Origin of the sequence: Nonomuraea sp. C10 (genome assembly GCF_008017515.1) — a bacterium.
In the GTDB taxonomy this organism is placed as follows: Bacteria; Actinomycetota; Actinomycetes; order Streptosporangiales; family Streptosporangiaceae; genus Nonomuraea; species Nonomuraea ferruginea.
Genome location: NZ_VPFF01000003.1, coordinates 1,288,802 through 1,314,386, shown reverse-complemented (window position 1 = coordinate 1,314,386; position 25,585 = coordinate 1,288,802). Strand labels below are relative to the sequence as shown.

At 71.1% G+C, this 25,585-nt stretch carries 23 protein-coding genes; 13 read left to right on the top strand and 10 right to left on the bottom strand.

Going from position 1 to position 25,585, the window contains the following annotated elements; genetic code table 11:
* Positions 1-67 precede the first annotated feature (67 nt).
* Positions 68-1,927, top strand: a complete 1,860-nt coding sequence (gene pknB / locus FR742_RS37790; protein WP_148036049.1) for a Stk1 family PASTA domain-containing Ser/Thr kinase — start codon at positions 68-70, stop codon at positions 1,925-1,927.
* A gap of 326 nt (positions 1,928-2,253) precedes the next feature.
* Here the strand turns inward: pknB and FR742_RS37785 are convergent, their stop codons facing one another.
* Genes FR742_RS37785 through FR742_RS37780 form a run of 3 tightly spaced genes read right to left on the bottom strand, consistent with a single transcriptional unit; the run spans position 2,254 to position 3,595 of the window.
* A complete protein-coding gene (locus FR742_RS37785) occupies positions 2,254-2,826 on the bottom strand; it encodes an aminodeoxychorismate/anthranilate synthase component II (protein ID WP_148036048.1) in 573 nt (190 codons plus the stop codon).
* Positions 2,823-2,987, bottom strand: a complete 165-nt coding sequence (locus FR742_RS44885) for a hypothetical protein (protein WP_187281666.1) — start codon at positions 2,985-2,987, stop codon at positions 2,823-2,825. Before FR742_RS44885 ends, FR742_RS37785 begins: the two co-directional genes overlap by 4 nt.
* On the bottom strand, positions 2,984-3,595 hold the full coding sequence (locus FR742_RS37780) for a class E sortase (RefSeq protein WP_148036047.1): 612 nt from the start codon (positions 3,593-3,595) through the stop codon (positions 2,984-2,986). Before FR742_RS37780 ends, FR742_RS44885 begins: the two co-directional genes overlap by 4 nt.
* A gap of 144 nt (positions 3,596-3,739) precedes the next feature.
* On the opposite strand from FR742_RS37780, the gene FR742_RS37775 reads away from it, so the two are divergent.
* Complete coding sequence (locus tag FR742_RS37775; protein ID WP_148036046.1) at positions 3,740-3,985, top strand: cell division protein CrgA; 246 nt, start codon at positions 3,740-3,742, stop codon at positions 3,983-3,985.
* Positions 3,986-4,018: 33 nt separating this feature from the next.
* Here the strand turns inward: FR742_RS37775 and FR742_RS37770 are convergent, their stop codons facing one another.
* Positions 4,019-4,888, bottom strand: coding sequence for a rhomboid family intramembrane serine protease (locus tag FR742_RS37770; RefSeq protein ID WP_148036045.1), 870 nt, complete (start codon positions 4,886-4,888; stop codon positions 4,019-4,021).
* A 152-nt stretch (positions 4,889-5,040) separates the two neighbouring features.
* Entirely contained in the window at positions 5,041-5,565 is a 525-nt protein-coding gene (locus FR742_RS37765; protein WP_148037204.1) for a peptidylprolyl isomerase, read from the bottom strand.
* Positions 5,566-5,734: 169 nt separating this feature from the next.
* Between FR742_RS37765 and FR742_RS37760 the strand changes: the two genes are divergently transcribed.
* From FR742_RS37760 to FR742_RS37745, 3 genes are all read left to right on the top strand, one after another.
* Entirely contained in the window at positions 5,735-6,241 is a 507-nt protein-coding gene (locus FR742_RS37760; protein ID WP_148036044.1) for a hypothetical protein, read from the top strand.
* Between the two features lie 97 nt (positions 6,242-6,338).
* Positions 6,339-9,719: an AAA family ATPase gene (locus tag FR742_RS46180; RefSeq protein WP_261808998.1), complete on the top strand. Its 3,381-nt coding sequence runs from the start codon at positions 6,339-6,341 to the stop codon at positions 9,717-9,719.
* Between the two features lie 54 nt (positions 9,720-9,773).
* Positions 9,774-10,682 (top strand): alpha/beta fold hydrolase, encoded by a 909-nt coding sequence (locus tag FR742_RS37745; RefSeq protein ID WP_148036043.1) that lies wholly within the window; start codon positions 9,774-9,776, stop codon positions 10,680-10,682.
* A gap of 13 nt (positions 10,683-10,695) precedes the next feature.
* On the opposite strand, the gene FR742_RS37740 is transcribed toward FR742_RS37745, so the two are convergent.
* On the bottom strand, positions 10,696-11,280 hold the full coding sequence (locus tag FR742_RS37740) for a TetR/AcrR family transcriptional regulator (protein ID WP_187281563.1): 585 nt from the start codon (positions 11,278-11,280) through the stop codon (positions 10,696-10,698).
* A 62-nt stretch (positions 11,281-11,342) separates the two neighbouring features.
* On the opposite strand from FR742_RS37740, the gene FR742_RS37735 reads away from it, so the two are divergent.
* Entirely contained in the window at positions 11,343-12,626 is a 1,284-nt protein-coding gene (locus FR742_RS37735) for a cytochrome P450 (RefSeq protein ID WP_187281562.1), read from the top strand.
* Here the strand turns inward: FR742_RS37735 and FR742_RS46680 are convergent.
* On the bottom strand, positions 12,589-12,759 hold the full coding sequence (locus FR742_RS46680; protein WP_148036040.1) for a DUF3073 domain-containing protein: 171 nt from the start codon (positions 12,757-12,759) through the stop codon (positions 12,589-12,591). The two genes, FR742_RS37735 and FR742_RS46680, sit on opposite strands and share 38 nt — an antisense overlap.
* A gap of 89 nt (positions 12,760-12,848) precedes the next feature.
* Between FR742_RS46680 and FR742_RS37725 the strand changes: the two genes are divergently transcribed.
* The 3 genes from FR742_RS37725 to FR742_RS37715 all read left to right on the top strand — a co-directional run bounded on the left by FR742_RS37725 (position 12,849) and on the right by FR742_RS37715 (position 15,083).
* On the top strand, positions 12,849-13,181 hold the full coding sequence (locus FR742_RS37725) for a helix-turn-helix transcriptional regulator (protein ID WP_148036039.1): 333 nt from the start codon (positions 12,849-12,851) through the stop codon (positions 13,179-13,181).
* Positions 13,182-13,223: 42 nt separating this feature from the next.
* On the top strand, positions 13,224-14,102 hold the full coding sequence (locus tag FR742_RS37720; RefSeq protein WP_148036038.1) for a 1,4-dihydroxy-2-naphthoyl-CoA synthase: 879 nt from the start codon (positions 13,224-13,226) through the stop codon (positions 14,100-14,102).
* Positions 14,103-14,168: 66 nt separating this feature from the next.
* Positions 14,169-15,083, top strand: a complete 915-nt coding sequence (locus FR742_RS37715; RefSeq protein WP_148036037.1) for an aminoglycoside phosphotransferase family protein — start codon at positions 14,169-14,171, stop codon at positions 15,081-15,083.
* Positions 15,084-15,099: 16 nt separating this feature from the next.
* Here FR742_RS37715 and FR742_RS37710 read toward each other — a convergent pair whose 3' ends face one another.
* Positions 15,100-15,957, bottom strand: coding sequence for an alpha/beta fold hydrolase (locus FR742_RS37710; RefSeq protein WP_148036036.1), 858 nt, complete (start codon positions 15,955-15,957; stop codon positions 15,100-15,102).
* A 93-nt stretch (positions 15,958-16,050) separates the two neighbouring features.
* Between FR742_RS37710 and FR742_RS37705 the strand changes: the two genes are divergently transcribed.
* Complete coding sequence (locus tag FR742_RS37705) at positions 16,051-16,572, top strand: CGNR zinc finger domain-containing protein (protein WP_261808997.1); 522 nt, start codon at positions 16,051-16,053, stop codon at positions 16,570-16,572.
* Here the strand turns inward: FR742_RS37705 and FR742_RS37700 are convergent.
* Entirely contained in the window at positions 16,569-17,495 is a 927-nt protein-coding gene (locus FR742_RS37700; RefSeq protein WP_396990627.1) for an NADP-dependent oxidoreductase, read from the bottom strand. The two genes, FR742_RS37705 and FR742_RS37700, sit on opposite strands and share 4 nt — an antisense overlap.
* Before the next feature lie 162 nt (positions 17,496-17,657).
* On the opposite strand from FR742_RS37700, the gene FR742_RS37695 reads away from it, so the two are divergent.
* The 3 genes from FR742_RS37695 to FR742_RS37685 are packed head-to-tail and all read left to right on the top strand — an operon-like array spanning position 17,658 to position 25,097.
* Positions 17,658-18,197, top strand: a complete 540-nt coding sequence (locus tag FR742_RS37695; RefSeq protein WP_261808996.1) for a YqiJ family protein — start codon at positions 17,658-17,660, stop codon at positions 18,195-18,197.
* Positions 18,198-20,294, top strand: coding sequence for a flotillin family protein (locus FR742_RS37690; RefSeq protein WP_148036034.1), 2,097 nt, complete (start codon positions 18,198-18,200; stop codon positions 20,292-20,294).
* Positions 20,295-20,297: 3 nt separating this feature from the next.
* The gene (locus tag FR742_RS37685; protein ID WP_148036033.1) at positions 20,298-25,097 is read left to right on the top strand and encodes a DNA repair ATPase; all 4,800 of its coding nucleotides are present in this window, start codon (positions 20,298-20,300) and stop codon (positions 25,095-25,097) included.
* 4 nt (positions 25,098-25,101) lie between these two features.
* Here FR742_RS37685 and FR742_RS37680 read toward each other — a convergent pair whose 3' ends face one another.
* Positions 25,102-25,548 (bottom strand): MarR family winged helix-turn-helix transcriptional regulator, encoded by a 447-nt coding sequence (locus FR742_RS37680; protein WP_261808995.1) that lies wholly within the window; start codon positions 25,546-25,548, stop codon positions 25,102-25,104.
* Positions 25,549-25,585: the final 37 nt, after the last annotated feature.

Here is a 25,585-nt window from a genome sequence, read left to right as displayed (position 1 = left end):
ATGGACACCGGCGGCCGCCCCCCGAGCAGGCCGGCACCAAGATGAACGGTAAGGGACAGTGCAGGAAATGACTCAGCCTCGGCTTCTCGGAGGTCGCTACGAGCTCGACGGTGTCGTCGGGCGCGGCGGCATGGCCGAGGTGTATCGCGCCAGAGACATCCGGCTGGACCGGATCGTCGCGATCAAGACCCTTCGGTCGGACCTGGCCCGTGATCACACCTTCCAGGCCCGTTTCCGCCGTGAGGCCCAGTCTGCGGCGTCGCTGAACCACCCGGCCGTGGTCGCGGTCTACGACACCGGCGAGGACGTCACCGACGGCGCCCCCGTGCCCTACATCGTGATGGAGTACGTCGACGGCAGGACGCTGCGCGACCTGCTCCGCGCCGACCGGCGGCTGATCCCGGAACGCGCGACCGAGCTGGTCGACGGCATCCTGCGCGCGCTCGACTACAGCCACCGCGGCGGCATCGTGCACCGCGACATCAAGCCGGCCAACGTGATGATCACCACGGCCGGCGACGTCAAGGTGATGGACTTCGGCATCGCCCGCGCGATGGCCGACTCGGCCGCGACGATGACGCAGACGGCCCAGGTCATCGGCACCGCGCAGTACCTCTCCCCGGAGCAGGCACGCGGTGAGCGCGTCGACGCCCGCAGCGACATCTACTCAACCGGTTGCGTGCTCTACGAGCTGCTCACCGGCCAGCCGCCGTTCACCGGCGACTCCCCCGTCGCGATCGCCTACCAGCACGTCCGCGAGGAGCCGATCCCGCCGTCGCAGATCGACCCGGAGATCCCCCAGTGGGCCGACGCGATCGTGCTCAAGGCCATGGCCAAGGATCCGGCGCACCGCTACCAGAGCGCGGCCGAGATGCGGGCCGACATCCAGCGCGCCATGTCCGGCATGCCGGTCGACGCCCAGACGATGGCGATGAACGGCTACGGCCAGGGCACCCGCATGATGACGGCCACCCAGGCCGCCACCGGCCCGGCCACCCAGCACTCCAGCGCCGTCCCACCCTACGAGTACGACGAGGGCGGCGGCCGGGGCGGGCGCCGCCGGGCGAACAACGGCGGCGGCAACGCGGTCAAGACCGCCCTGTGGATCATCATCCCGCTGCTGGTCATCGGTGCCTTCATCACCTTGGGCTACGTCATGTTCAGCGGCGGCGGCAGCCCGACGGCCCCGACCACGGTCAAGGTGCCGGGGCTGGAGGCGAAGACGCGTGAATACGCCGAGAGCCAGCTGAAGCAGCTCGGCCTCACGGCGGAGGTCACCGAGGAGTTCAGCGCCGAGTACGACAAGGACACGGTCATCGAGACCGATCCGGCCGAGGGCACCGAGGTGGAGAAGGGCGCCACGGTCAAGGTCGTGGTCTCCAAGGGCGCGGAGAAGGTGAAGGTCCCCGCCGACCTCATCGGCATGACCACCGAAGAGGCCAACGCCAGGCTGACCGAGCTGGGGCTCAGCAGCACGATCAAGACGCGCGCGTCCAGCCAGCCGGAGGGCAAGGTCTTCCGCACCGATCCCAAGGCCGGCGCCTCGGTCGCCAAGGGCGACACGGTGACCCTCTTCATCCCGAAGGAGGCCGTGGCCGTACCGAGCGTCCAGGGCATGACCGAGGAGGAGGCCCGCCGCACCCTGGAGGAAGCGGGCTTCAAGGTCAAGGTCGTCACCCAGCCGAGCGACCAGGCCCAGGGCACGGTCATCCAGCAGAACCCGGGTGAGGGCGCCAAGCTCCAGCCCAACATGACGGTCACGATCGTCGTGTCGCAGGGCCCGGCGGCCCCCACCCCGACCGAGCAGCCGTCGGACGACTTCCCGACCGACGACTTCCCGACGGACGACGTCCCGACCGACGACGGCGACGACGGCTTCCCGAGCCAGGACGAGCCCCCAGGCGACGTAGGCGACGGCCTAGGCTAAGAAAAGGGCCGCCACCCCTACGGGGCTGGCGGCCCTTTTCACGTAAGAACCCCTCCGCCCCACCATTCGAATGATCGCCTCCGGCGCCCGACCTCCGTACAGGGAAGGTCTTGCGAGGAGCGCCGGTGTCTGGACTGAGGAGAGAGGGAGCGCAGCGACCGAACGACGAGGGAAGACACCGGGTCAGAGCGACGAGCCGGCGATCCGAAGGATCGCCAATCAAACACGAGCCGGCGATCCGAAGGATCGCCAATAAAGAACGCCCCCGCCGCTCGGGGGCAACGGCGGGGACGCTCATCTGTCTGTCGCTCTGAGGCTCCGGTTCGTTACAGCGTTTTCTCCAGCCAGTTTCCGAGCAGCCGGTGGCCGTGCTCGGAGAGCACCGACTCGGGGTGGAACTGGACGCCCTCGATGGGCGCGGCGCGGTGGCGCAGGCCCATGATGACGCCGTCGCCGGTGCGGGCGGTGACTTCGAGCTCCTCGGGGACGGTCTCGGGGAGCACGGCCAGCGAGTGGTAGCGGGTCATGCGGACGGGCGAGGGCAACGTCGCGAACACCCCCTTGCCGTCGTGGCTGATCGCGCTGGTGCCGCCGTGCACGAGGTCGGGGGCGCGGGCGACGGTGGCGCCGTACGCGTGCGCGATGGCCTGGTGGCCGAGGCAGACGCCGAGCAGCGGCTGCCCGCGCCGGGCGGCGTGGCGGACGAGCGGGACGCTGACCCCGGCGGCTTCGGGTGTGCCGGGGCCGGGGCTGATCAGGATGCCGTCATAGCCGTCGGCGTCGTCCACCCGCACCTCGTCGCGGGGCCGCACGTCGCAGCTCGCGCCCAGCACCTTCAGGTATTGGACGATGGTGTGCACGAAACTGTCGTGGTTGTCCACGACCAGCACGCGGGTCATCGGCGCACCGTCACCTCGTCGAGCGTCACAGTGGGTTCCAGGAGCGGGAACACCGAGAACCAGAGTACGGCCATCGCCGTGGCGACCAGCAGGGCGGCCCACAGCAGCCGCCGTCCTGGACCGCCGGGGAGCCTGCGCCACAGCCAGCCGTACATCGTCATGCCTTCCTGGGCTCGGTGTCCTTCAGCACCCCGTACACGATCAGCCGTTGCGCCGCCGAGTATTCGGGGTGGCAGGTCGTCAGCGTGATGTACGCCCGGATGGGCCGCAGGCCCGGCATGCCGGGCACCGGGGCGAGCACGTCCACCTCGCCGGGCTCGACGATGTCCTGCGAGGTGACCCGGTAGGTGTAGCGGGCCTCGCGGGCCTCGACCACGAGCTCGTCGCCGCGTTCCAGCTCGTCGACGCGGTTGAACGGGGCCGCGTACGTGGTGCGGTGGCCGGAGACGACGAAGTTGCCGACCTGGCCGGGCATGGCGGTGCCGGGGTAGTGGCCGGGGCCCTTCTTCAGGTGCTCGGCCCGTACGCCCTCGACCACCGCGTAGCGGAAGTCGTGGCCCAGCCTGGGGATGCGCAGCAGCGCCACGGCGTCGCCCAGCTCGACGGCGGGCGGCCGGGCGGCGTTCTCGGCGGCCAGCGCGCGCTGCAGCAACAGCTGCTGGCTCGCCGTGTAGGCGCCGGTGCCCCAGAGCAGATAGGCGCAGAAGAGCGCCAGAACCAGGCCGGCGGTGATGCTCAGCTCCCCCGTGGTCCGCAGCACGATCCGCACCCGACCAGGGTAAGCGGGACGACTCCAGGCGCCGGGGATCGCCATCCCGTGCGCGTGGCGACTATCCTGGGGCTCGCTACCACTACCCTTTACGCAGAGCCTGCGGACGATCCGGAAGCCCAGGCCCTCAGCAGGAGTCATCCAGTGCCCAAGCCCAAGACGCGCAAGAAGGCGGTTTACACCCCGCCGCAGAAGACCCAGCAGATCAAGGTCAGCCCTCGCTGGCTGGCGCCGACGATGGTCGCCTCGTGGATCATCGGCATCCTGTGGATCGCCACCTACTACGTGGCCCCGCGGGCGCCCTTCATCGGCGATCTGCAGAACTGGAACCTGCTGATCGGGTTTGTTTTCATCATCTTCGGTGTGGTTCTTTCCACCCGCTGGCGCTAGTTCTTTTCCACAGCTTTTCCACAGCTGGGGACGTCAGCCCAGGATCGCCATGGTGATCATGGGAATTCTGACGACCACGAGCACGGCGAGCAGTGCCACGAATCCCGCGACCGCAGCCGCCTGCCACACGGCGCGGTTCTCCCGGGGCGCGTAGGCCAGCGCCGCCGACAGCGCTGCCCCGGTGACCAGGCCGCCGATGTGGCCGGTCCAGCTGATGCCGGGGACGATGAAGGTGATGGCCAGGTTGATCGCGATCAGCACGGCGATGCCGCGCACGTCCAGGTTCAGCCTGCGCCCCACCACGAACACCGCGCCGAACAGGCCGAAGATGGCTCCCGAGGCGCCGACGGTGAGGATGCGCGGGTTGTCCATCCACAGCCCGAGGACCGACCCGCCGAGCGCGCTCACCAGATAGAGCGCGACGAAGCGGACGTGTCCGAACGCCCGCTCCAGGTAGGGCCCGATCACGTAGAGGGCCCAGCTGTTGAACAGGATGTGGAACATCCCGCCGTGCACGAACGCGGCGGTGATCAGCCGGTAGTACTCGTCGCCCAGGGCCACGAAGAGGGAGTTCATGCCCAGGAGGCGCTGGATGTCCGGCACGAAGTACTGCGCGACGAAGACGAGCACGTTGGCCGCCAGGATGGTCCACGTCACGTAGGGAGCGCGGACCACCGCGCCGCCGAACGTCGACTTCGCCTGCCGGATCCCCCGGTTGCCCTCGGCCACGCACTCGGGACATTGGAACCCCACTGCCGCGTCGCGCATGCAGTCGGGGCAGATGGGCCGGTCGCACCGCTGGCAGCGGACCCACGTCTCCCTGTCGGGGTGCCGGTAGCACGTGGGGACCGTCTCCGCGGGCTGCTCGGGCTGCGAGGGCGGGAGGGGCGGCTGGCTGGTCATGCCCGCAGCCTAAAGCCTGCGGGCCACTCCCGCGTCCGCTGCTCGGACGGGGTGACGCCGCCTCCCGCGTGCCGGGCCGGCGCGGCCCGGCTTCCGGGAAGGGGGGCCTGGCAGAGCGCAGTAACCCGGAAGGCCGGACAGGCGGCCGCGCGTCAGGCCGGGACGCGGTCGATGGTGACCGACTCCAGGACGACTTCCTCGACCGGCTTGTCGTTGCGCCCGGTCTTGGTCTTGGAGATGGCGTCGACGACGTCCTGCCCCTCGACGACCTCTCCGAAGATCGTGTGGCGGCCGTTGAGGTGCGGCGTGGGCACGGTCGTGATGAAGAACTGCGACCCGTTGGTGCCCTTCCCCATCTTCTTGCCCGCGTTGGCCATGGCCAGCAGGTAGGGACGGTTGAAGTAGAGCTCGGGGTGGATCTCGTCGTCGAACTCGTAGCCCGGCCCGCCGAAGCCCTCACCGAGCGGGTCGCCGCCCTGGATCATGAAGTTGGGGATGACACGGTGGAAGATCGTGCCGTCGTAGTAGCGGTCGTTGCTCTTCTCGCCGGAGCCCGGGTGGGTCCACTCGCGGGAGCCTTCGGCCAGCTCCACGAAGTTTCGCACCGTCTTGGGGGCTCTGTTGGGAAAGAGCTCGACCTTGATCATGCCGCGATTGGTCTGCAGATTCGCAATCAGCTTCTCAGCCACGAGACAGCTGCCTTCCTCTATGCACAGGGTGGAATTGTGGTGTTTTGACAACCATGGCCCTAAGGCCTCCGCTGCCATCCTCCCACGGCGGGCCATGATTGAGCCGCTTTGTATCGGGAAGGTCACGCGCGGGGCCCCAACGACAGGGGAGGTAGTCGTGTCCCTGACACTGAGAAGACGACGCCGCGTGGTCATAGAAGTGCCCACCACGTGGCAGGGCCGGATGAAGGCCCAGGCCATGAAAACCGGCGCGCGCATGGCGCCGATGGCCGACCAGGCCAAGCTGGCCGCCAACAGGCGGGTCGACGACGCCCGGATGTGGGCTGCACCCAGGCTGAAGAAGGCCGCCCACCGGGTCGAGGACCAACTCGCACCGGCAGTCAGCTCGATGCTGAACGACGCCGCGATCCGGGTCAGCCCGGTCCGGCGGCAGCAGTCGCGGCGCTGGCCGACGGCCGTCCTGGTGACCGGTCTCGCCATCGGCGCGGCCGGCTTCATGTTCTACCGGCGTAACGCCCAGCAGTGGACCGAGCACATGAAGGACTCCGCGTCCGACGCGTCTCGCTGGGCACACGAGCGGTCCGACAGGGCCGTCCAGTCCACGGGCCCGGCCGGCGCGCCGGTGTCCGAGACGACGGATGAGGCATCTCACCGGATGCCATGATCCGCGATGAAGGCGCGCCCCCGGTTCCGGGGGCGCGCCTTTTCGTCTGTTCGTACGTGACATTCATCACCATATTTGGCCTTATAGGGTCATTCTCATGCTGTACGGCCGAGCCACCGAGATCGCCGCGATCCAGGGTGTGATCGACGCGGCGCCGGCCGGTGCGGGACAGGCCCTGCTGCTGCGGGGCGAGGCCGGCATCGGCAAGTCGGCCCTGCTCGATCTGGCCGCCACCCTGGCCGGGCCGCGGCTGACCGTCCTGCGCGCGTGGGGCGTCGAGGCCGAGGCCGACCTGGCGTTCGCCGCGCTGCACCAGCTGCTGCGGCCGGTGACCGGGCTGCTCGACGCGCTCCCGGCGCCGCAGCGCCAAGCCGTGGCCGGGGCGCTCGGGCTGGCGGCGCCGGCCGAGGACCGGTTCCTGGTGGCGGCCGGGGTCCTGTCGCTGCTGGCGGAGGCGGCGGGGGACGGCGGCGTGCTCTGCCTCGTGGACGACCTCCAGTGGCTGGACCGGGCGTCGGCCGACGCGCTGCTGTTCGCGGCCCGGCGCGTCCGCACCGAGCGGGTCGGGATGCTGCTGGCGGTCCGGGGTGACGGCGTCCACAAGGGCGTTCCCGAGCTGCGACTGCGCGGGCTGGACGACGAAAGCGCGGCCACGCTGGTGGACTCGCTGGCCCCGGCGGCGTCACCGGTCCGCGCCCGCCTGGTGTCGCTCACCGGCGGCAACCCTCTCGTCCTCGGCGAGACCCTGGCGTCCCTGAGCCCCGACCAGCTCGCCGGCCGCCTCCCCCTCCCCGACCCCCTGCCTGGCGGCGCCCAGCTCTTCGGCGACCAGGTGACCCGCCTCTCGGCCCCGGCCCGCCGCGTCCTCCTCGCGGCATCCCTGGAGCCGGACCTCACCCTGACCCTCCGCACCGCGTCCCTCCTGGACTCACCCGTACAGACCCAGCACGAGCAACCACCGACCGAGACGGAGACCGACGCAGATGCGCCGGCGCGCGCAACCGCCCCACCCGAGACGGAAACCGCCGTGAGAGCACGGCCGAACGAGACCACGCCGTCCGGGGCGGAGACCGACGTACGGGCATGGCCGAACGGGGATGGTCCGTCCGGGGAGGCACCCGCGAGGGCGCGTGTGACGGAAGCGTCGGCGCGGGCACCCGCACGGGAGCTGCCTGCGGCGATGAGCCTGCGCGAAGAGGTTGCTCTGGCGGGGCTCTATGAGGCGGAGAAGGCGGGGCTCGTGGTCGTGGACGGGGCGGCGGTCCGGTTCCGGCATCCTCTGGTGCGGTCGGCGGTGCACGTGGCGGCGGGCCCGGTGGAGGTACGGCGGGCGCACGCGGTGCTGGCCGAGCTGGTGGAAGGTGACAGGCGGGCCTGGCACCTGGCGGCCGCCACCATGGGACGGAACGAGCCGGTGGCCGCCGCGCTGGCCGCCGCGGCCGACGGAGCCCGAGCCAGGGGCGGGTACGGCGACGCGGCGACGGCACTGGGCCGTGCGGCGGAGCTGACCCCCGACCCCTGGACCCGCGCCCGCCGCTACACGGACGCGGCCACCGCAGCCTGGCTCGGCGGCCGTCCAGGCCAGGCCCAGACCTACCTCGCCGAGGCCCACGCCCTCACCCAGAACCACCCACCCCACACCCCCACAGAACCCCTCCACGAGACAACACCCGCACACCAGGAAGAAGGCTCACCCCTCACGCCCCCGAACCACCCAACGCCCCGTCCCGCACCAGAGACCGGCGACGAGAGACCACTCGCTCACGAGCGGGCAAGGGCGCCGGAGACGGAAGCCACATCCCCTCACACAGTGCACCGTCCCTCAGCGGACGCCCGGGACGAGACGACCGCTGGCAGAACGCCCACCCGGGAACAAGAAGGGCCGCCGGCAGCCACCCCCTTGACCCGGTTCCCGACCGGCGGGAGAACACCCGCTCGGGGAGGAGGGCCGTCCGAAGCCACGCCCTTGACCCGTACCCCGGAGGAGACCCGCGCTGAGACCGCCCGGGGGAGGGCGCCCGTCCAGGAGGGGGAAGGGTCTGCGAAGGCGGAAGCCACATCCCCTCACAGAGCGAACCTTCCCCCAGCAGACGCCCAGGACGAGACGGTTGGGGGGAGGAGCGCTCCCAAGGGGTTCGGTGGGTTGCGGCGGGAGATCAGGCAGTTGCGGGGGCGGTTCGAGTTGAACTCCGGGGACGCCGCGGAGGCCGTGCGGATCCTCGCCGGGGGCGACAGCATGGAGATGCTGGCCGACGCCGCCGAGGCGGCGAACTACGTGGGCGACATCCCGGCTCTCGTGGAGATCGGGCGCAGGGCGCTGGCGCATCCGCCGGGGTTCCTGCGGGACGTGGTGGCCGGGATCGGGGCGCGGCTGGACGACGGCGGCGGGGCGGAGCTGCTGCGGGGCGCGCTGGCGAGGACCGGGGAGCTGCGGGAGGCGGCCGAGTTCCTGTGGGCGTCGGCGGCGGCGAGCTATCTGGGCGAGGCGGACGTGTCGGCCGAGCTGGTCGGGCGGGCCGGCCGGGTGGCGCGCGTGTCCGGCATGGTCGGGCAGCTGCCGGTGGTGCTCGAGTTCGTGTCCACGGGCGAGCGGCTCAGGGGCAGGCTGGCCGAGAGCGAGGCCGTCGCCGAGGAAGGGCTGGCGCTGGCCAGGGAGGCCGGATACACCAACAGCGAGGCCGCCCACCTGGCGAACCTGGCCGTGGTGGCGGCGCTGCGCGGCCAGGAGGAGTCCTGCCGGGAGCACGCGCGCCGGGCCCTGGCGATCGCGGTGCCGCACCGGGTGGGGCTGCGCGCGGGCGTGGCCTCGTACGCGCTGGCGATGCTCGATCTGGGGCTGGGCAGGTACGACGCGGCGCATGCCCGGTTCACGGCCCTGGCGGCGGCGGGGCATCCGACGGTGGTGTGGCGGACAGCGCCGGACCGGGTGGAGGCGGCCGTGGCCGCGGGTGAGCCGGAGGCGGCCCGCGAGGCGCTGGACGGGCTGGAGCGGTGGGCGGCGAACGCCGGCACGCCCGAGTCGCGGGCGTCGCTGCTGCGTTGCCGGGCGCTGGTGGACGGGGACGCGGCGCTGTTCGAGGAGGCGGCGCGGCTGCACGGGGAGCCGTTCGAGGCGGCGCGCACGGCCCTGCTCCACGGCGAGCGGCTGCGCCGTACGCACCGGCCGGGGCAGGCGCGGGGGCGGCTGCGTTCGGCGCTGGAGACGTTCACCAGGTTGCGCGCGGAGCCGTGGGCCCGGCGCGCGAGCGGGGAGCTGCGCGCGGCCGGGGAGGCGGCGGGCGACGTGCCGGAGGCCGACCCGGCGGCGGCCCTGACGCCTCAGGAGCTGCGCATCGCGCGCCTGGTGGCCGAGGGGGCGTCGAGCAAGGACGTGGCGGCGCGGTTGTTCCTCAGCCCGCGCACGGTCGAGTATCACCTGTACAAGATCTATCCCAAGCTCGGCATCACCAGTCGTACTGAACTCGCCCGCCTTCTGTAGTGCCCAGTAGTCCTACGGAAGGCACCGGCGCCGGTCGGGGCCAAGCTTGGAGGCATGACAGAGAACCTGATCAACGTGGACGGCGTCGAGCTCTGGACGGAGGAGTTCGGCGACCCCGATCACCCGCCCGTTCTCCTGGTGATGGGGTCGATGTCGCAGGGCGTGCTGTGGCCGGAGGAGTTCGTCGGCAGGCTGGTCGCCGGCGGGCGCAGGGTCATCCGCTACGACCATCGCGACACCGGCAGATCGGGCACCGTCGACTTCGACGCGAACCCGTACACCTGGCTCGACATCAAGGACGACGTGCTGCGCGTGCTCGACGCGTACGGGCTGGAGAGCGCGCACCTGGTGGGCCACTCGGCGGGCGGGCTGCTCGGGCAGCTGGTGGCGGTGGAGCGGCCGGAGCGGGTGCGCACGCTCACCGTGATCGGCTCGTCGCCGCTGGGCGGGCACGAGGGCGAGGTGCTCATGCGGGCGCTCACCGGGCAGCCGCAGCCGGAGGGCAGCCTGCCGCCGCCCAGGCCGGAGTTCACGGCGTTCTACACCGAGGCGATCCAGAGCCCGCCGCCGGCCACCCGGGGCGAGCAGATCGACCGGATGATCGCCGAGGCGCGGGTGCTGAACGGGACGGCGCTGCCGTTCGACGAGGACGCCGAGCGGCGGCTGGCCGAGCGGGTCTTCGAGCGGGCCAGGGACCTGGCGGCGGTGGTCAACCACCGGCGGGCGGCCGCCGCTAACCCCGGCTTCGAGCCGGAGGGCATGCTCGGCCGGGTCGAGGCGCCGACGCTGGTCATCGAGGGCACGCACGAGCCCGCCAAGCCCGGCCACGGCGCGCTCATCGCCGCGGCCATCCCCGGCGCGGAGCTGCTCATGGTGCGGGACATGGGGCACATGCTGCCTGCTCAGGTCCGCGACGAGGTGGCGGACGCGATCCTGCGACACACGGCCGAGCCCACCGCATGAGCGCCGGGCCTGGCTAGGTGAGTGCGGAGATCGCGGCGAGGGCGTCGACGATCTGGCGGGAGTCGGGGGTGCTGTCCGGGTCGAGCAGCCATTGGATCATCAGCCCGTCGGAGATGGCGATCAGCACCGAGACCAGGACCTCGGGCGCGACCGGCAGCGCGACGCCCATCTCGGCGGAGGCCCGCCGCAGCATGCCGACCCCCGCCTCGCGGGCGTCGCCGTACGCGGCCGCGAGGCGCTCGCGCAGCGCCTGCTCGCGCAGCGCCGCGGGGTAGCCCTCGACGCAGCCCATCAGCGTCGGCCGCATCTCGCCGAACACGTCGACCAGCGCGGCCATGGCGCGTTCGAGCAGCTCGCGGGGCGTGCCGAGGCCGCTGCTGAAGATGGCCTTCTCGACCCGCTCGGTCCACCCCTCGAAGCAGGCGATGATGGCCTCGTTGAGCAGGGCGTCCTTGCCTCCGAAGTGATAACCGATGGAGGCGAGGTTGGTGCCCGACGCCGCGACCAGGTCGCGCGCGGTCGTGCGGGCGTAGCCCTTCTCCTGCAGGCAGCTCACCGCACCGGCGAGCAACCGCTCGCGAACCTCTTTCCGTGACACGGCATCCATGCTATCGATATATACAAGCGTCTATGACATACGTACGTATCGGAGGACCTGTGATGCTCCCACCCGGACCGCGACTGCCCGCAGCCGCCCAGACCGCCTGGATCATGCTCGACCCCGCGGGCGCGTTCGACAGGCTGCACCGCGAGTACGGCCCGATCTTCACGGTGCGCTACTTCGGCTTCCCGCCCGAGGTGTACGTCACCACCGCCGAGCTGGCCGAACAGGTCTACCGCACCGACCAGGGCGGCGGCCTGGCCGGCGCCGCGCGGCGCGACTTCCTGGAGCCGATGGTCGGCGCCCACTCGGTGCTGACGCTGGACGGCGACGGCTGGTCACGCCACCGGAAGGCGCTCACCCCGCCGTTAAGAGCCAAGCAGGTGGCCGGCTACCACGACGAGATCGCGGCCATCGCCGCGGAGAAGATCGCGACCTGGCCGCTCGGCGTGCCGATCGCGCTGCGCGACCGCATGCAGGAGATCACCCTGGAAGTGATCATCAGGCTGGTCTTCGGCATCCGCGACGCGGAGCGCCTCGTCCGGCTGCACGCGCTGCTCCCCCGCCTGATCCGGCTCGGCGGCGCGACGTCGGTCGTCATGCTCCCGGCTCGCCTGCGCGAGCGCGCCAAGGGAGTGCCGTTCCTGCCGTACGCGCGCTTCCTGAAGGCACGCGCGGGCGTCGACGCGATCCTGTACGAGGAGATCGCCCGCAGGCGGAGCGCCGGGGCGGACGGCACGGACGTGCTGAGCAGGCTGCTGGAGTCGGGCTTCGACGACCAGGAGATCCGCGACGAGCTGATCACCCTGCTGATCGCCGGTCACGAGACCACGGCGACCAGTCTGGCCTGGGCGTTCGAGCGGCTGCTCCGGCTGCCGCACGTCCTGGAGCGGCTGCCCGACGACGAGCCGTACCTGGACGCGGTGGTGAAGGAGGTGATGCGGGTCAGGCCCGCGGTCTACGAGGCTCCCCGGCTGCTCGACGCCCCGCTCCGGCTGGGTGAGTACGAGATACCGGCCGGATCGTACGCGGGACCGTTCATCCCGCTCGTGCACCGGGACCCGGCGGCTTTCCCGTCACCGGAGGAGTTCAGGCCGGAACGCTTCCTCGATGGTCAGCAGAGCAGGGCCTGGATGCCGTTCGGCGGCGGCCGGCGCTTCTGCGTCGGCGCTCAGCTGGCCCTGCTGGAGATGCGGGTGATCATCAGGGAGGTGTTGCACCGCCTGGATCTCACGGCGCCGGATCCGGCGCCCGAGACCAGGCGGCTCACCAACGTCACCCTGAGTCCCGCACGACTCACCCGCGTTATTGCGCGCGCCCGGTCTCTTGATCGGACGACGTAGCGGGGTGCATGTCGTCACGTCGTTCGTCGGCGCCCAACTCCTCGCGGAGGCGGTCGTAGTCGATGTGATGGCTGGTGTACTTCAGCTGGCGAGCGACCTTCGTCTGCTTCGCCTTGGCTCTTCCTCGGCCCATGGCTCAACTCCCTAGTCCCCGCTGCCCATGCTATCCGACAACGTTACGACTTGAAGAATTATGCAACTGCGCTGGATTAGTCTGTCACTATGCACGTGGAGGTCAACCAGGCCAAGGCGGATTTGTTCCGGACTCTCGGCCACCCCGCTCGCATCAGAGTGTTGGAGCTACTCCAGGAAGGGCCACTTCCCGTCAGGGATCTCCTGGCCCAGATCGACATCGAGGCGTCGAGCCTCTCACAGCAGCTGGCGGTCCTGCGCAGAGCGGGCATCGTGACCGCCATCCGTGAAGGCAGCACCGTGGTCTACACACTGGCCACACCCGAGCTCGCCGACCTGCTGCGGATCGCCCGCCGCATCCTGACCGACATGCTCGCCGACCAGGGCCAGCTGCTCGCCGAGCTCCGGGCGGAGGTCCCCTGACCGGCCCGTGGGCCGGAGCCGCCACCCGGTAGGCTTCGGCCCATGGTCTCCGAGCTGTTCGATCCCAAGGCGTGGCAGGAAGTCGAGGGGTTCGACTTCACCGACATCACCTACCACAGGGCTGTCGACCAGGGCACGGTGCGCATCGCGTTCAACCGCCCGGAGGTGCGCAACGCCTTCCGCCCGCAGACCGTCGACGAGCTCTACCGCGCGTTCGACCATGCCCGGCAGACCACCGACGTCGGGTGCGTGCTGCTGACCGGCAACGGCCCCTCGCCCAAGGACGGCGGCTGGGCCTTCTGCTCCGGCGGCGACCAGCGCATCCGCGGCAAGGACGGCTACCAGTACGCCGACGGCTCGGCCGCGACCGGGCGGCTGCACATCCTCGAGGTGCAGCGGCTGATCCGGTTCATGCCCAAGGTGGTCATCTGCGTGGTGCCCGGCTGGGCGGCGGGCGGCGGCCACAGCCTGCACGTGGTGGCCGATCTCACACTCGCCAGCGCCGAGCACGCCCGGTTCAAGCAGACCGACGCCGACGTGGCGAGCTTCGACGGCGGCTTCGGCTCCGCCTATCTCGCGCGCCAGGTGGGCCAGAAGTTCGCCCGCGAGATCTTCTTCCTCGGCGACACCTACAGCGCGGCCGACGCCCACCGGATGGGCATGGTCAACGCGGTGGTGCCGCACGAGGAGCTGGAGGCCACGGCGCTCGACTGGGCCCGCAAGATCAACGCCAAGTCGCCGACGGCGCAGCGGATGCTCAAGTTCTCCTTCAACCTGATCGACGACGGGCTGGTGGGCCAGCAGGTGTTCGCCGGTGAGGCGACCAGGCTGGCCTACATGACCGACGAGGCCGCCGAAGGGCGCGACTCGTTCCTGGAGAAGCGCGAACCCGACTGGTCGCCGTACCCCTATCACTACTGATGCCTCATCCCCGCGCGAGGCCCTGACCTCCCGAAAACCGGTTGCCCGGGCGGCCAGACTGGTGGCATGGAGATCGTGGTGCCGCCGGCGTTGACCGAGTCGCATGTCAAGTGGGAGGGCGAGGCGGGGCGGGCCTGGTCAGCGGGGCTGCCCGCGCTGGCCAGGCGTTATCTGGAGGAGTGGGGGCTGCGCCTCGACGGCGCGTCCATGCACGGCGTGGTCTCCCTGGTGCTGCCCGTGGTGCGGGCCGACGGCACGCCCGCCGCGCTGAAGCTGCAGCCCGTCACCCACGAGAACGCGACCGAGCCCGTGGGGCTGCGCGCCTGGGCCGGCGACGGGTCGGTGCTGCTGCTGGAGCACGACCCGGCCACCGGGACGATGCTGCTGGAGCGGCTGGACGAGAGCCGGTCGCTGTCGGCGGTGCCGGACGACATGAAGGCGATGGAGATCCTCGCCGAGCTGCTGGCCCGGCTGGTGGCGCGGCCCGCTCCCGAAGGGCTGCGGCGGCTCGGCGACATCGCCGGGCAGATGGTGGAGGACGTGCCCGCGGCACTCGCGAAGCTGCCGCGGGAGGAGGACCGGGCCTGGCTGCGCCGGTGCGCGGCGGCGGTCGCCGAGCTCGTCCCCGAGCCGGGCGACCGGCTGCTCCACTGGGATCTGCACTACGACAACGTGCTGGCCGCCGAGCGGGAGCCGTGGCTGGCGATCGACCCGAAGCCGCTGGCCGGCGACCCCGGGTTCGACCTGCTGCCCGCGCTGGACAACCGGTGGGGCGAGGTGGTGGCCTCCGGTGACGTGCGCGGGAGCGTGCTGCGGCGCTTCGACCTGCTGGTGGAGGCGCTGGAGCTGGACCCCGCGCGGGCGGCCGGCTGGACGCTGGGACGGGTGCTGCAGAACTCACTGTGGAGCGTCGAGGACGGCGAGGACCGCCTCGACGATGTCCAACTGGCCATCGCCGAGGCGATGGTTCACCGCCAGTAGGCCCGGCGGCCGGGGGTCAGTCCGAGAGGCCGCGCAGGAAGTCGCGGGTGAGGGCCGCGATCTGGGCGAGCCTGGTCTCCAGGGGGAAGTGGCCGGCGTCCAGCAGGTGGATGCGCGCGTCCGGCACGTCCCCGGCGAAGGCGCGCGCGCCGTCCGGGCCGAAGATCTCGTCGTTGCGGCCCCACACGGCCAGCACGGGCGGGCGGTGCGTGCGCAGGTACTCCTGCCACTGCGGATAGAGGGCGACGTTGCCCTCGTAGTCCAGGAAGAGCGCGAGCTGGATGTCGGCGCTGCCCGGCCGGTCCAGCAGCGCCTGGTCGAACAGCGCCTTGTCCGGGTTGACCAGCGTGGTGTCCGGCACGCCGTGCGTGTACTGCCACTGGGTTGCCTCCCAGGTGAAGTACGCCCGCAGCGCCGCCGTATCGGCCTGCGGGTCTGCCCAGGCCTTCTTGAACGGGTCCCAGAACGGGGTCAGCCCTTCCTCGTACGCGTTGCCGTTCTGGGTGACGATGCCGGTGATCCGCTCGGGATGCCGGACGGCGAGCCGGAAGCCGACGGGTGCGCCGTAGTCGTGCACGTAGAGCGCGTAACGCCGCACGCCGAGCGTGTCCAGCAGCCGGTCCACCACGTCGGCGAAGCGGTCGAAGGTGTAGCCGAACTCTCCGGCGGCGGGCGCCGAACTGTGCCCGAAGCCGGGGTAGTCGGGCGCGATCAGGTGGAACTCGTCGCCCAGCTCGCCCATCAGCTCCTGGTAGGCGATGGACGAGGTCGGGAACCCGTGCAGCAGGACGAGCGTGGGCGCGGACGGGTCGCCCGCCTCGCGGTAGAAGACGTCGAGCCCGTCGATCCGGACGGTGCGGTAGCGGATGGTCACGGTGAACCTCTTAACCGTTGAAAGTCTTTTCGGTGGTTAAGTGATAGCATGATGATCTGCAACCGGTCAAATCGACTTCAGGGGTTAATCACTGTGAGACTGCGTCCGCTCAGGACCGAACCCGTGGGGCTGGACCTGGTCGACACCGTGTGGATCGACAACGCCACACTGGTCGACCAGTTCGACGATCTCGACGGCGTGCGGGCCTGGCTGGCGGATCACGATCTGCCCGGCGGCGGCGACCCGGATCGCGCCCGCGACCCGCTGGTCCAGGCCCGCGACGCGATGCGCGCGCTGCTGGAGCGGGGCGAGGCGGCCCCGCTCAACGCGGTGCTGGCCCACGGCGCCCGCCGCCCCCAATTGAGCGGCGCCGAGCCGTACGAGGTCGTCGTCCTGGACGATCCGGCCTGGCACGCGGCCTGGGTGGCGGCCGCCGACCTGGCCCGGGTGCTCGGCGAGCGCCCGGAGCGGGTGCGCAAGTGTGCCAACCCGCGCTGCGTGCTCTGGTTCTACGACGTGAGCAAGAACGGCGGCCGCCGCTGGTGTTCGATGGACGTGTGCGGCAACCGGGCCAAGGTGGGCCGGTTCAACCAGCGGCAGCGCGTCCGTTCCTAGGAGACCGTGATGACGATCTTGCCTGCGCCGTGGCGGGTCTCGATCTCGCGGTGCGCGTCCGCCGCACGCTCCAGCGGGTACGTCCCGCGTACCGGGAACTTGAGCCGGCCCTCGGCGTACAGGGCGGCGTAGCGGGCCAGGCGCTCGGCGCTGCGCGTGCCCCGGGTGACCTTGATGCCCAGTTCGGCGGCCCTGTCGTGCTCGACCAGCGTGAGGATGCGGTCGCGGTCCTTGACCAGCTCCAGCGACACCTCCAGCGCGTCGCCGCCCGCGCCGTCGAGCGCGGCGTCCACGCCGCCGGGGGCGAGGGCGCGCACCCGGTCGGCCAGGCCCGCGCCGTAGGCGACCGGGATGGCGCCGAGGTCACGCAGGTAGGCGTGGTTCTCCTCGCGGGCGGTGCCGATCACGGTGGCGCCGCGCATCCCGGCGACCTGGACGGCCACCGTGCCGACCGCGCCCGCGGCGGCGTGCACGAGCAGCGTGTCGCCCTCGGTCACGGCGAGCCCCTCGAGGGCCAGCTCGGCCGTCTGCGCTCCGGCGGTCAGCGAGCCGGCCACCTCCCACGGCATCGAGGCCGGCTTGGGGGTCACGTCGCCCGCGTCGACCACCACGTACTCGGCGTAGCAGCGCAGCAGCGAGAACCCGAGCACCTCGGCGCCCGCCGTCACCCCGGTCACCCCCTCCCCCACCTGGTCCACCACGCCGGCGAACTCGTTGCCCGGGATCCGCGGCAGCCCGCCCGTCACCCCCGGCGGGGTCCAGCCGGCCCGGACGGCCGCGTCGAACGGCTGCACCCCGGCGGTCCTCACCCGTACGCGCACCTGGCCGGGGCCGGCCTGCGGAGCCGGCAGCTCCATCACCCGCAGCACCTCGGGGCCGCCGAACTCGGCGAAAGCCGCGGCCCGCATCATCTCGTCGTTCATGCGGCCAGCCTGCTTCCTCAACCGAAGTTGAGGTCAAGCGAGCTAACCGCGCGCAACATATGCCTAACCATTCGGGAACTTTTCGCTTTACTCGTTCTTTATCTGTATATAGTCCGACATGACGAGCACCGGGGGACGGGGCATCGGGTATTGACTGACTTCTTGCGGGTTGCGCTGAGCTTCCCGACGGCCGTTTTCAGCTTCCTTCTGATCGTGGTCGTCGGGTACTGGATCGTCGTGATCACCGGGATTTCCGACCTTGAGGGCGACGCCCCCTGGCTCGGGTTCGGCGGGGTGCCGGCCGGCATCACGATCTCCCTGCTCGTCGCCCTGGCGTGGCTGCTCACGCTGATCGGCAGCCAGTTCGCCGCGGGCCCGCTGCTGTGGGCCGTGCCGGTGCTCGCCCTCTGCGGAGCCTGGCTCGCCACCCGCGTGCTGATCGCCCCCCTGCGGAGGCTGGTGCCGGACGGACCACAGCCCTCACGTGGGGATTTCGTCGGCCGGCGGTGCGTGATCCGCACCGGGCGGGCGACCCCCGACTTCGGCCAGGCCGAGGTCACCGCCGCGGACGGGTCCTCCGCCGTCGTCCAGGTCAGGACGACCGGCCAGGACCGGCTCACCCGCGGCCAGACAGCCCTGATCTTCGAGTACGACGCAGACGGCGAGTTCTTCTGGGTCATGCCTTACGAAAGTGAGCAGTGAATGGATGTGATCTCCACCGGCGTCGGCGTGTTCATCGCCGTCGTCCTTGTGATCCTCATCGGCCTGCTGATTCTCATCAGCCGCCTTTTCCGCAAGGTCGAGCAGGGCAAGGCGCTGATCATCTCGAAGGTCAACAAAGTCGACGTGACCTTCACCGGCGCGGTGGTGCTCCCTGTCGTGCACCGGGCGGAGACGATGGACATCTCGGTGAAGACCATCGAGATCGAACGCACCGGCCGTGAAGGGCTGATCTGCCGCGACAACATCCGGGCCGACATCAAGATCACATTCTTCGTACGGGTGAACAAGACCGCCGAGGACGTCATCAAGGTCGCCCAGGCCATCGGCACCGAGCGGGCCAGCGACGAGAAGACGCTGCAGGAGCTGTTCAACGCGAAGTTCTCCGAGGCGCTCAAGACCGCCGGCAAGCACCTGGACTTCGTGGACCTCTACACCAAGCGCGACGAGTTCCGTGACGAGATCGTCCGGCTCATCGGCACCGACCTCAACGGTTACAGCCTTGAGGACGCGGCCATCGACTACCTGGAGCAGACCGCGCTGCACCAGCTCGACAAGAGCAACATCCTCGACGCGCAGGGCATCCGCAAGATCACCGAGCTGACGGCGATCGAGCACGTCCGGACCAACGAGTTCCAGCGCACCGAGGAGAAGGAGATCACCCGCCAGAACGTGGAGGCCCGCGAGGCCATCCTCGAACTGGAGCGCCGCCAGGCCGACGCCGAGATCAAGCAGAAGCGCGAGATCGAGACGATGAAGGCCCGCGAGGAGGCGGAGACCTACCGGGTGCAGGCGGAGGAGCGGCTGCGCGCCCAGAGCGCCGCCATCAAGACCGACGAGCAGCTCGGCGTGCAGCAGGAGAACCGCAACCGCGAGGTGGCCGTCGCGGAGAAGAACCGCGAGCGCGTCATCGCCATCGAGTCCGAGCGCATCGAGAAGGACCGCCTGCTGGAGGTCATCGCCCGCGAGCGGGAGACCGAGCTGTCGCGCATCGCGAAGGACAAGGAGGTCGAGACCGAGAAGCGGTCGATCGCCGAGGTCATCCGCGAGCGCATCGCCGTGGACAAGACGGTGGCCGAGCAGGAGGAGTCGATCAAGCGGCTGCGCGTGGTCGAGGAGGCCGAGCGGACCCGCCAGTCCGTCATCATCGCCGCCGAGGCCGAGGCGCAGGAGAACCTGGTCAAGGACATCAAGGCGGCCGAGGCCGCCGAGGCCGCGTCGAAGTTCAGGGCCCGCGAGGAACTGGTGCTGGCCGAGGCCAGGCAGCAGGCGGCCGAGCTGGACGCCCGGGCCAAGATGCGGCTCGCCGAGGGTCTGCAGGCCGAGGCGGCCGCGTCCGGCCTGGCAGAGGTCCAGGTCAAGGAGCGCGACGCCGAGGCGATCGAGAAGGTCGGCAGGGCCGAGGCGCTGGTGCTGAACGAGCGGCTGCAGGCCGAGGCCGAGGGCGCCAGGGCGATGGCGCTGGTCGAGGGCGAGCGGCTCAAGGCGCAGGCTGCGGGCGAGCAGGCGATGGCGCTGGCCAACGCCGCGGCCGTGGGCGAGAAGCTCAAGGCCGAGGCCGAGGGTCTCACCGAGAAGGCCGCCGCGATGGCCGCGCTGGACGAGGCCAGCCGGGCGCACGAGGAGTACCGCCTGCGCCTGGAGGCCGACACGGAAGTGCGGCTCAAGCAGATCGACGTCACCCGCCAGGTGGCCGAGTCGCAGGCGAGCGTGCTGGCCGCGGGCCTGGCCAAGGCCAACATCGACATCGTCGGCGGCGAGACGATGTTCTTCGACAAGGTGGTGGGTTCGATCACCGCCGCCAAGACGGTCGACGGCTTCATGGAGCACTCCGAGGTGGCGGGTTCGCTCGCGGCTCCGTACCTGAACGGGAGCGCCAGCCTGATCGAGGACCTCAGGGGCGTCGTCGGCGGGGTGAGCACCGAGGACCTGAAGAACCTGACCGTCTCTGCGCTGCTCCTGCGGCTCATCCAGCGGGGCGGGCCGGAGTCGGGGCCGCTCGGCGAGCTGCTGGACACGGCCCGGCGGCTGGGCGTGGCCGACCAGCCGGTGGCCGCGCTGGCAGCGGCGAAGGTCTGACGCGTGACGGAGCAGGTCGACCTGGAGGCGGGCACCTACGAGGTGCTGCGGAACCGGCTCGGCGCCCAGGCCAGAGCGCTGGCCGCGGCCGCCGAGGCGGTCAACGCGGCGCGGCTGGAGGTGTTCGGCGGGGCGGAGCTGCGGCTGCTGGGCACCGAGCGGATTCGCACCGAGAACAACTGCGTCCCCAGGGACATCGTGTCCCTGGGTGAGGTGATGCTGTTCGGCTACAACGTCTTCATCGGGCTCAAGCCGGAGACGTCGGTGTCGGACGTGTTCGCGGTGCACCGCTTCGCCCGGGAGGGCGACGGGTTCCGGTTCGAGCAGGGCAAGCTGGAGGCGCTGGACGACCCGGCGTTCAGGAAGGACTTCGCCGAGCTCTACCGCTACTACAAGGAGACCCGGCTGAAGCAGCTCCGGCGGGTCGAGGGCAAGCTGCTGGCGGTGTTCAGGACAGGGCCGGCCGACATCCGGGTGCTGCGCTGGGCAGTCAGCCCCACCGGAGTCACGAAATATCTGGACAACAGGGGGGAGCGCGACCACGTCTTCCCCCCGTCCCACGACTTCGAGTGGACCCCGGCCACCCGCGACGACCACGTGCTCGGCCGGCACCCGCACATCGACATCCAGGGCGAGGTGTTCGTCGAGACGCTCGGCGGCGACCTCACCATCAAGATCGAGAACAACACGGAGACCGGCGAGGGCATCTACGCCGAGCCGGTCGCCGAGCCGCTGCAGAGCCTGGCGGACGCCGACGTCGAGCACGCCCGCGTCGGCCCGCTCATCCTCATGCGGATCAGGCCGTACAAGGAGGACGCCTGGCGGCACCTGGTCTTCAACACCCGCACCAAGGCCGTGACCAGGCTCGACGGCATCGGCCAGGCCTGCCAGCGGCTGCCCGAGGACCAGGGCCTGATCTTCCCGGGCGGCTACTACCTGACCACCGGCGCCAGCAAGACGTTCGACACCGACGTGGCGGACCTGGAGTTCGAGCGGGTCGTGCGCGCGCCCAACGGCGAGGACGCGCTCTACGTCTTCCACGCCAGGGACGACGGCCGCTCGCTGCTGCTGCCGTACAACGTGATCAGGAAGGAGGTGGCCAACCCCATCGTCTGCCACGGGTACTCGCTCTTCGACGACGGCACGATGGTGGTCTTCCGGGCCACCTCCGAAGAGCCGACGCGGGTGCACCCGATGCAGGTGTGGCAGACCCCGTACGTCTCCGACACCTTCGCGGCCGCGCAGCCCGCCGGCACCGGCCCGCTGGAGCGGATCGGCAACGCCGAGCTGGTCCGGGGCATCTCCGACTGCCTGTCGGTCACCCGCATGGTGGAGGAGATGGCGCCGTCGGCCGCCACGTTCGAGGCACTGATCGCCGCCTGCACGCGCTCCTTCGACAGCTACCACTGGCTGGCCGAGCACGGCCTGAGCGAGCCGCTCGCCGACGTGCGCGCCACCGCCGAGCAGGTGCTTGACGAGTACGAGCACGTCGAGCAGCTCACCGCCCAGGCCGCCGCCACGCTCGCCGAGGCAGACGAGGAGGTCACCCAGCTGGTCAGGCGGGCCGGGGCGGACGCGCCCGGCACCGCCGACGGGTGGGTGAGCCTGCTGGCCACGCTCCGCCGGGCCCAGGGCCACCTGGTGACGCTCCGCGAGGTGCGCTACATCGACACCGGCCGGCTGGACGAGTTGGCCGCGACCCTGGCCGGTGAGCTGGACGAGGCGGGCAGGCGGGCCGTGGCCTTCCTGGAAGGGGAGGACGCGTTCACCGGCTACCACGCGGCCGTCGAGGCGCTGGCCGCCGACGCGGCGGCGATCGCGACCGCCGCCGAGGCCGAGCCTGTCGCGGGCCGGCTCGCCGAGCAGTCCGAGGGCCTGGAAGTGGTGACCGAGGTGGTCGGCTCCCTGGACATCGCCGACGCCACCGTGCGCACCGCGATCCTGGGCCGCATCGCCGAGGTGCTCGGCGGGGTCAACCGGGCGCGGGCGGTGCTCGACGGCCGCCGCCGCGAGCTGCTGAGCAGCGAGGGCAGGGCCGCGTTCGCCGCCGAGTTCGCGCTGCTCGGCCAGGCCATCACCGGCGCGCTGGCGATGGCCGACACCCCCGACAGGTGCGACGAGCAGCTCGGCCGGCTCATGCTGCAGATCGAGAACCTGGAGTCGCGCTTCGGCGAGATCGACGACTTCGCCGAGCAGCTCGGCGGCAAGCGCGACGACGTGTACGAGGCGTTCTCGTCGCGCAAGCAGGCCCAGCTCGACGCGCTCGCCCGGCGCGCGGACCGGCTGTTCGCCTCCGCCGACCGCATCCTGGCCAGCGTCACCCGCAGGATCGCCACGCTCGGCTCGCCCGACGAGATCAACACGTACTTCGCCACCGACCAGATGGTGACCAAGCTCCGCTCGGTGGCGGCCGAGCTGCGCGAGCTCGGCGACTCCGTACGGGCCGAGGAGCTGGACGGGCGGGTCAAGGCGGCGCAGCAGGAGGCCGGGCGGGCGCTGCGCGACCGGCTCGACCTGTTCGCGGACGGCGGCGAGACGATCAGGCTGGGCCGTCACCGGTTCGCGGTGAACACCCAGCCCGTCGACCTCACGCTGGTGCCTCATGACCAGGAGATGCAGCTGGCCATCACCGGCACCGACTTCCGGTCGCCGGCGCCGGCCTCGTTCGCCGACACCCGGCCCTTCTGGGAGCAGCTGCTGGTGTCGGAGACGCCCGAGGTCTACCGGGCCGAGTACCTGGCGGCCTCGCTGCTCGACCGGGTCACGCCGGGCGACGACCTGGACCGCCTGGTCCGGGAGGCCGCCGCGGCCCGCTACGACGAGGGCTACGAGCGGGGCGTGCACGACCACGACGCCGCCGCGATCCTCGACGCGCTGATCCGGCTGCGCGACGGCGCAGGCTTGCTGCGCTACCCGCCCGAGGCGCGGGCCGCGGCCCAGCTCTTCTGGGCGCACGGCGTGGACGAGGTTTCACGTAAAACATTGGCCACCAGGGCCGTGTCGCTGGTGCGGGCCCGCGAGGTGTTCGGCCCCGGGCCCGCGCTCGCCACGCTCTCCGCCGAGCTGGGCGCGCTGATCGCCGCCTTCCTGGCGACGGCCGGCCTGCCCGACACCGACGCCGCGCTCGCCGGTGAGTATCTGGTGGAGGAGCTGGCCGGCAAGCCCGCCGGGTTCGTCACCGGCAAGGCGGCCCGCGACCTGCTGGAGGGCTTCCACCACACGCTCGGGCCGGTCAGGACACGCGAGTTCGAGTCCGACCTCAAGGCGGTCGCCCTGCCGGAGCAGGTGCAGCTCGCCCGTGCCTGGCTCGGCGCGTACGCGCAGGGGCCCGAGCTGGCCGAAGCCGTCGCCGTGCAGCTGTGCGACCTGCCCAGGCACGACTCCGGCGCCACCGTCACCGCCACCGTGGAGAACCTGCTCGGCTCGCACCCGCGGATCGCCGGCTGGAAGCTGGAGATCCGGCTGGACGAGCTGCTGGCCAGGACCAGGCGGTTCGCGGCCGAGCGGGTGCCGGGCTTTCGCGCGTACCAGAAGCGGCGCACCGAGCTGGTCGCCGCCGAGCGGGAGCGGCTGCGGCTGGAGGAGTACAAGCCCAAGGTGATGAGCGCGTTCGTGCGCAACCGGCTGCTCGACGAGGTGTACCTGCCGCTGATCGGCGACAACCTGGCCAAGCAGCTCGGCTCGACGGGCGAGGGCAAGCGCACCGACCAGATGGGCCTGCTGCTGCTCATCTCGCCGCCCGGCTACGGCAAGACGACGCTGATGGAGTACGTGGCCAGCCGGCTCGGGCTGCTGTTCGTCAAGGTGAACGGGCCCGCGCTGGGGCACGACGTGACCTCGTTGGACCCGGCCGAGGCGCCCAACGCGACCGCCAGGCAGGAGGTGGAGAAGATCTCGTTCGCGCTGGAGGCGGGCAACAACACGCTGCTGTACCTGGACGACATCCAGCACACCTCGCCCGAGCTGCTGCAGAAGTTCATCTCGCTCTGTGACGCGCAGCGGCGCATCGAGGGCGTCTGGAACGGCCGCACCCGCACCTACGACCTGCGCGGCAAGCGGTTCGCCGTGTGCATGGCCGGCAACCCGTACACCGAGTCGGGGCAGCGTTTCCGGATCCCGGACATGCTCGCCAACCGGGCCGACGTGTGGAACCTGGGTGACGTGCTGTCGGGCCGGGACGACCTGTTCGCGCTCAGCTACGTCGACAACGCGCTCACGTCCAACCCGGTGCTCGCGCCGCTGTCGGCCCGCGACCGGTCGGACGTGGAGCTGCTGGTGCGGCTGGCCAGGGGCGACGCCTCGGTACGGCCCGACCAGTTGAAGCACCCGTACACCAAGCCCGAGCTGGACCAGCTGCTCAGCGTGCTGCGCAAGCTGGTGCGGGTGCAGGAGGTGGTGCTGGCCAACAACCGGGCCTACATCGCCTCCGCCGCCCAGGCCGACTCCTCGCGCACCGAGCCGCCGTACCGGCTGCAGGGCTCGTACCGGAACATGAACAAGCTGGCCGAGCGGATCGTCCCGGCGATGAACGACGACGAGCTGGAGGCGCTCGTCGACGACCACTACCTCGGCGAGGCGCAGACGCTCACCGCGGACGCGGAGGCGAACCTGCTCAAGCTGGCGGAGCTGCGCGGCCGCCTCAGCCCGGAGCAGGCGGCCCGCTGGGCCGAGATCAAGGCCGCCTACCTGCGGGACAAGGCGCTGGGCGGCGACGCCGACGACCCGATGGGCCGGGCCGTCGGCGCGCTGGGCCTGCTGGCCGACCAGGTCCGCGACGTGGGCTCGGCGATCAGGAACCGCTGACGGGTCAGGTTTCCTGCCGGGTCAGGGCGGCGGTGGCGTCGCGCTGGATCGCCGTGGCCCGGCCGAGGAAGTCGAGGATGAGCTCCAGCTGCTCGTCGGTGTAGCGCTCGTACAGGCCGGCCAGGCCGGTCGCCAGCGGCACGAACAGCTCGTCGAAGCCGGCCAGCCGCTCCCAGTCGACCTCCACGATGACGCGGCGCCGGTCCTTGGGGTGGCGGGCCCGCCGCGCCAGCCCTTTGGCCTCCAGCCGGTCGATCAGGTTGCTGACGGTGGCGGGGGCCAGGCCGGTGTGCCGGCAGATCTCCCCCGCCGTCAGCGGACCGAGGCGTTGCAGCAGGTCGATGGTCTTCTCTTCGCTCATGCCGAGGCCCAGTCGCTCGCCCATGGCCGTGTGGTACATGACGGCGGCGTTGCTGTTCTCCCGCCCGGCCGTGGTCAGGGCGTCGAGCAATTTCTTTCGGCGATCCGAAACATCTCTGGCCATACGA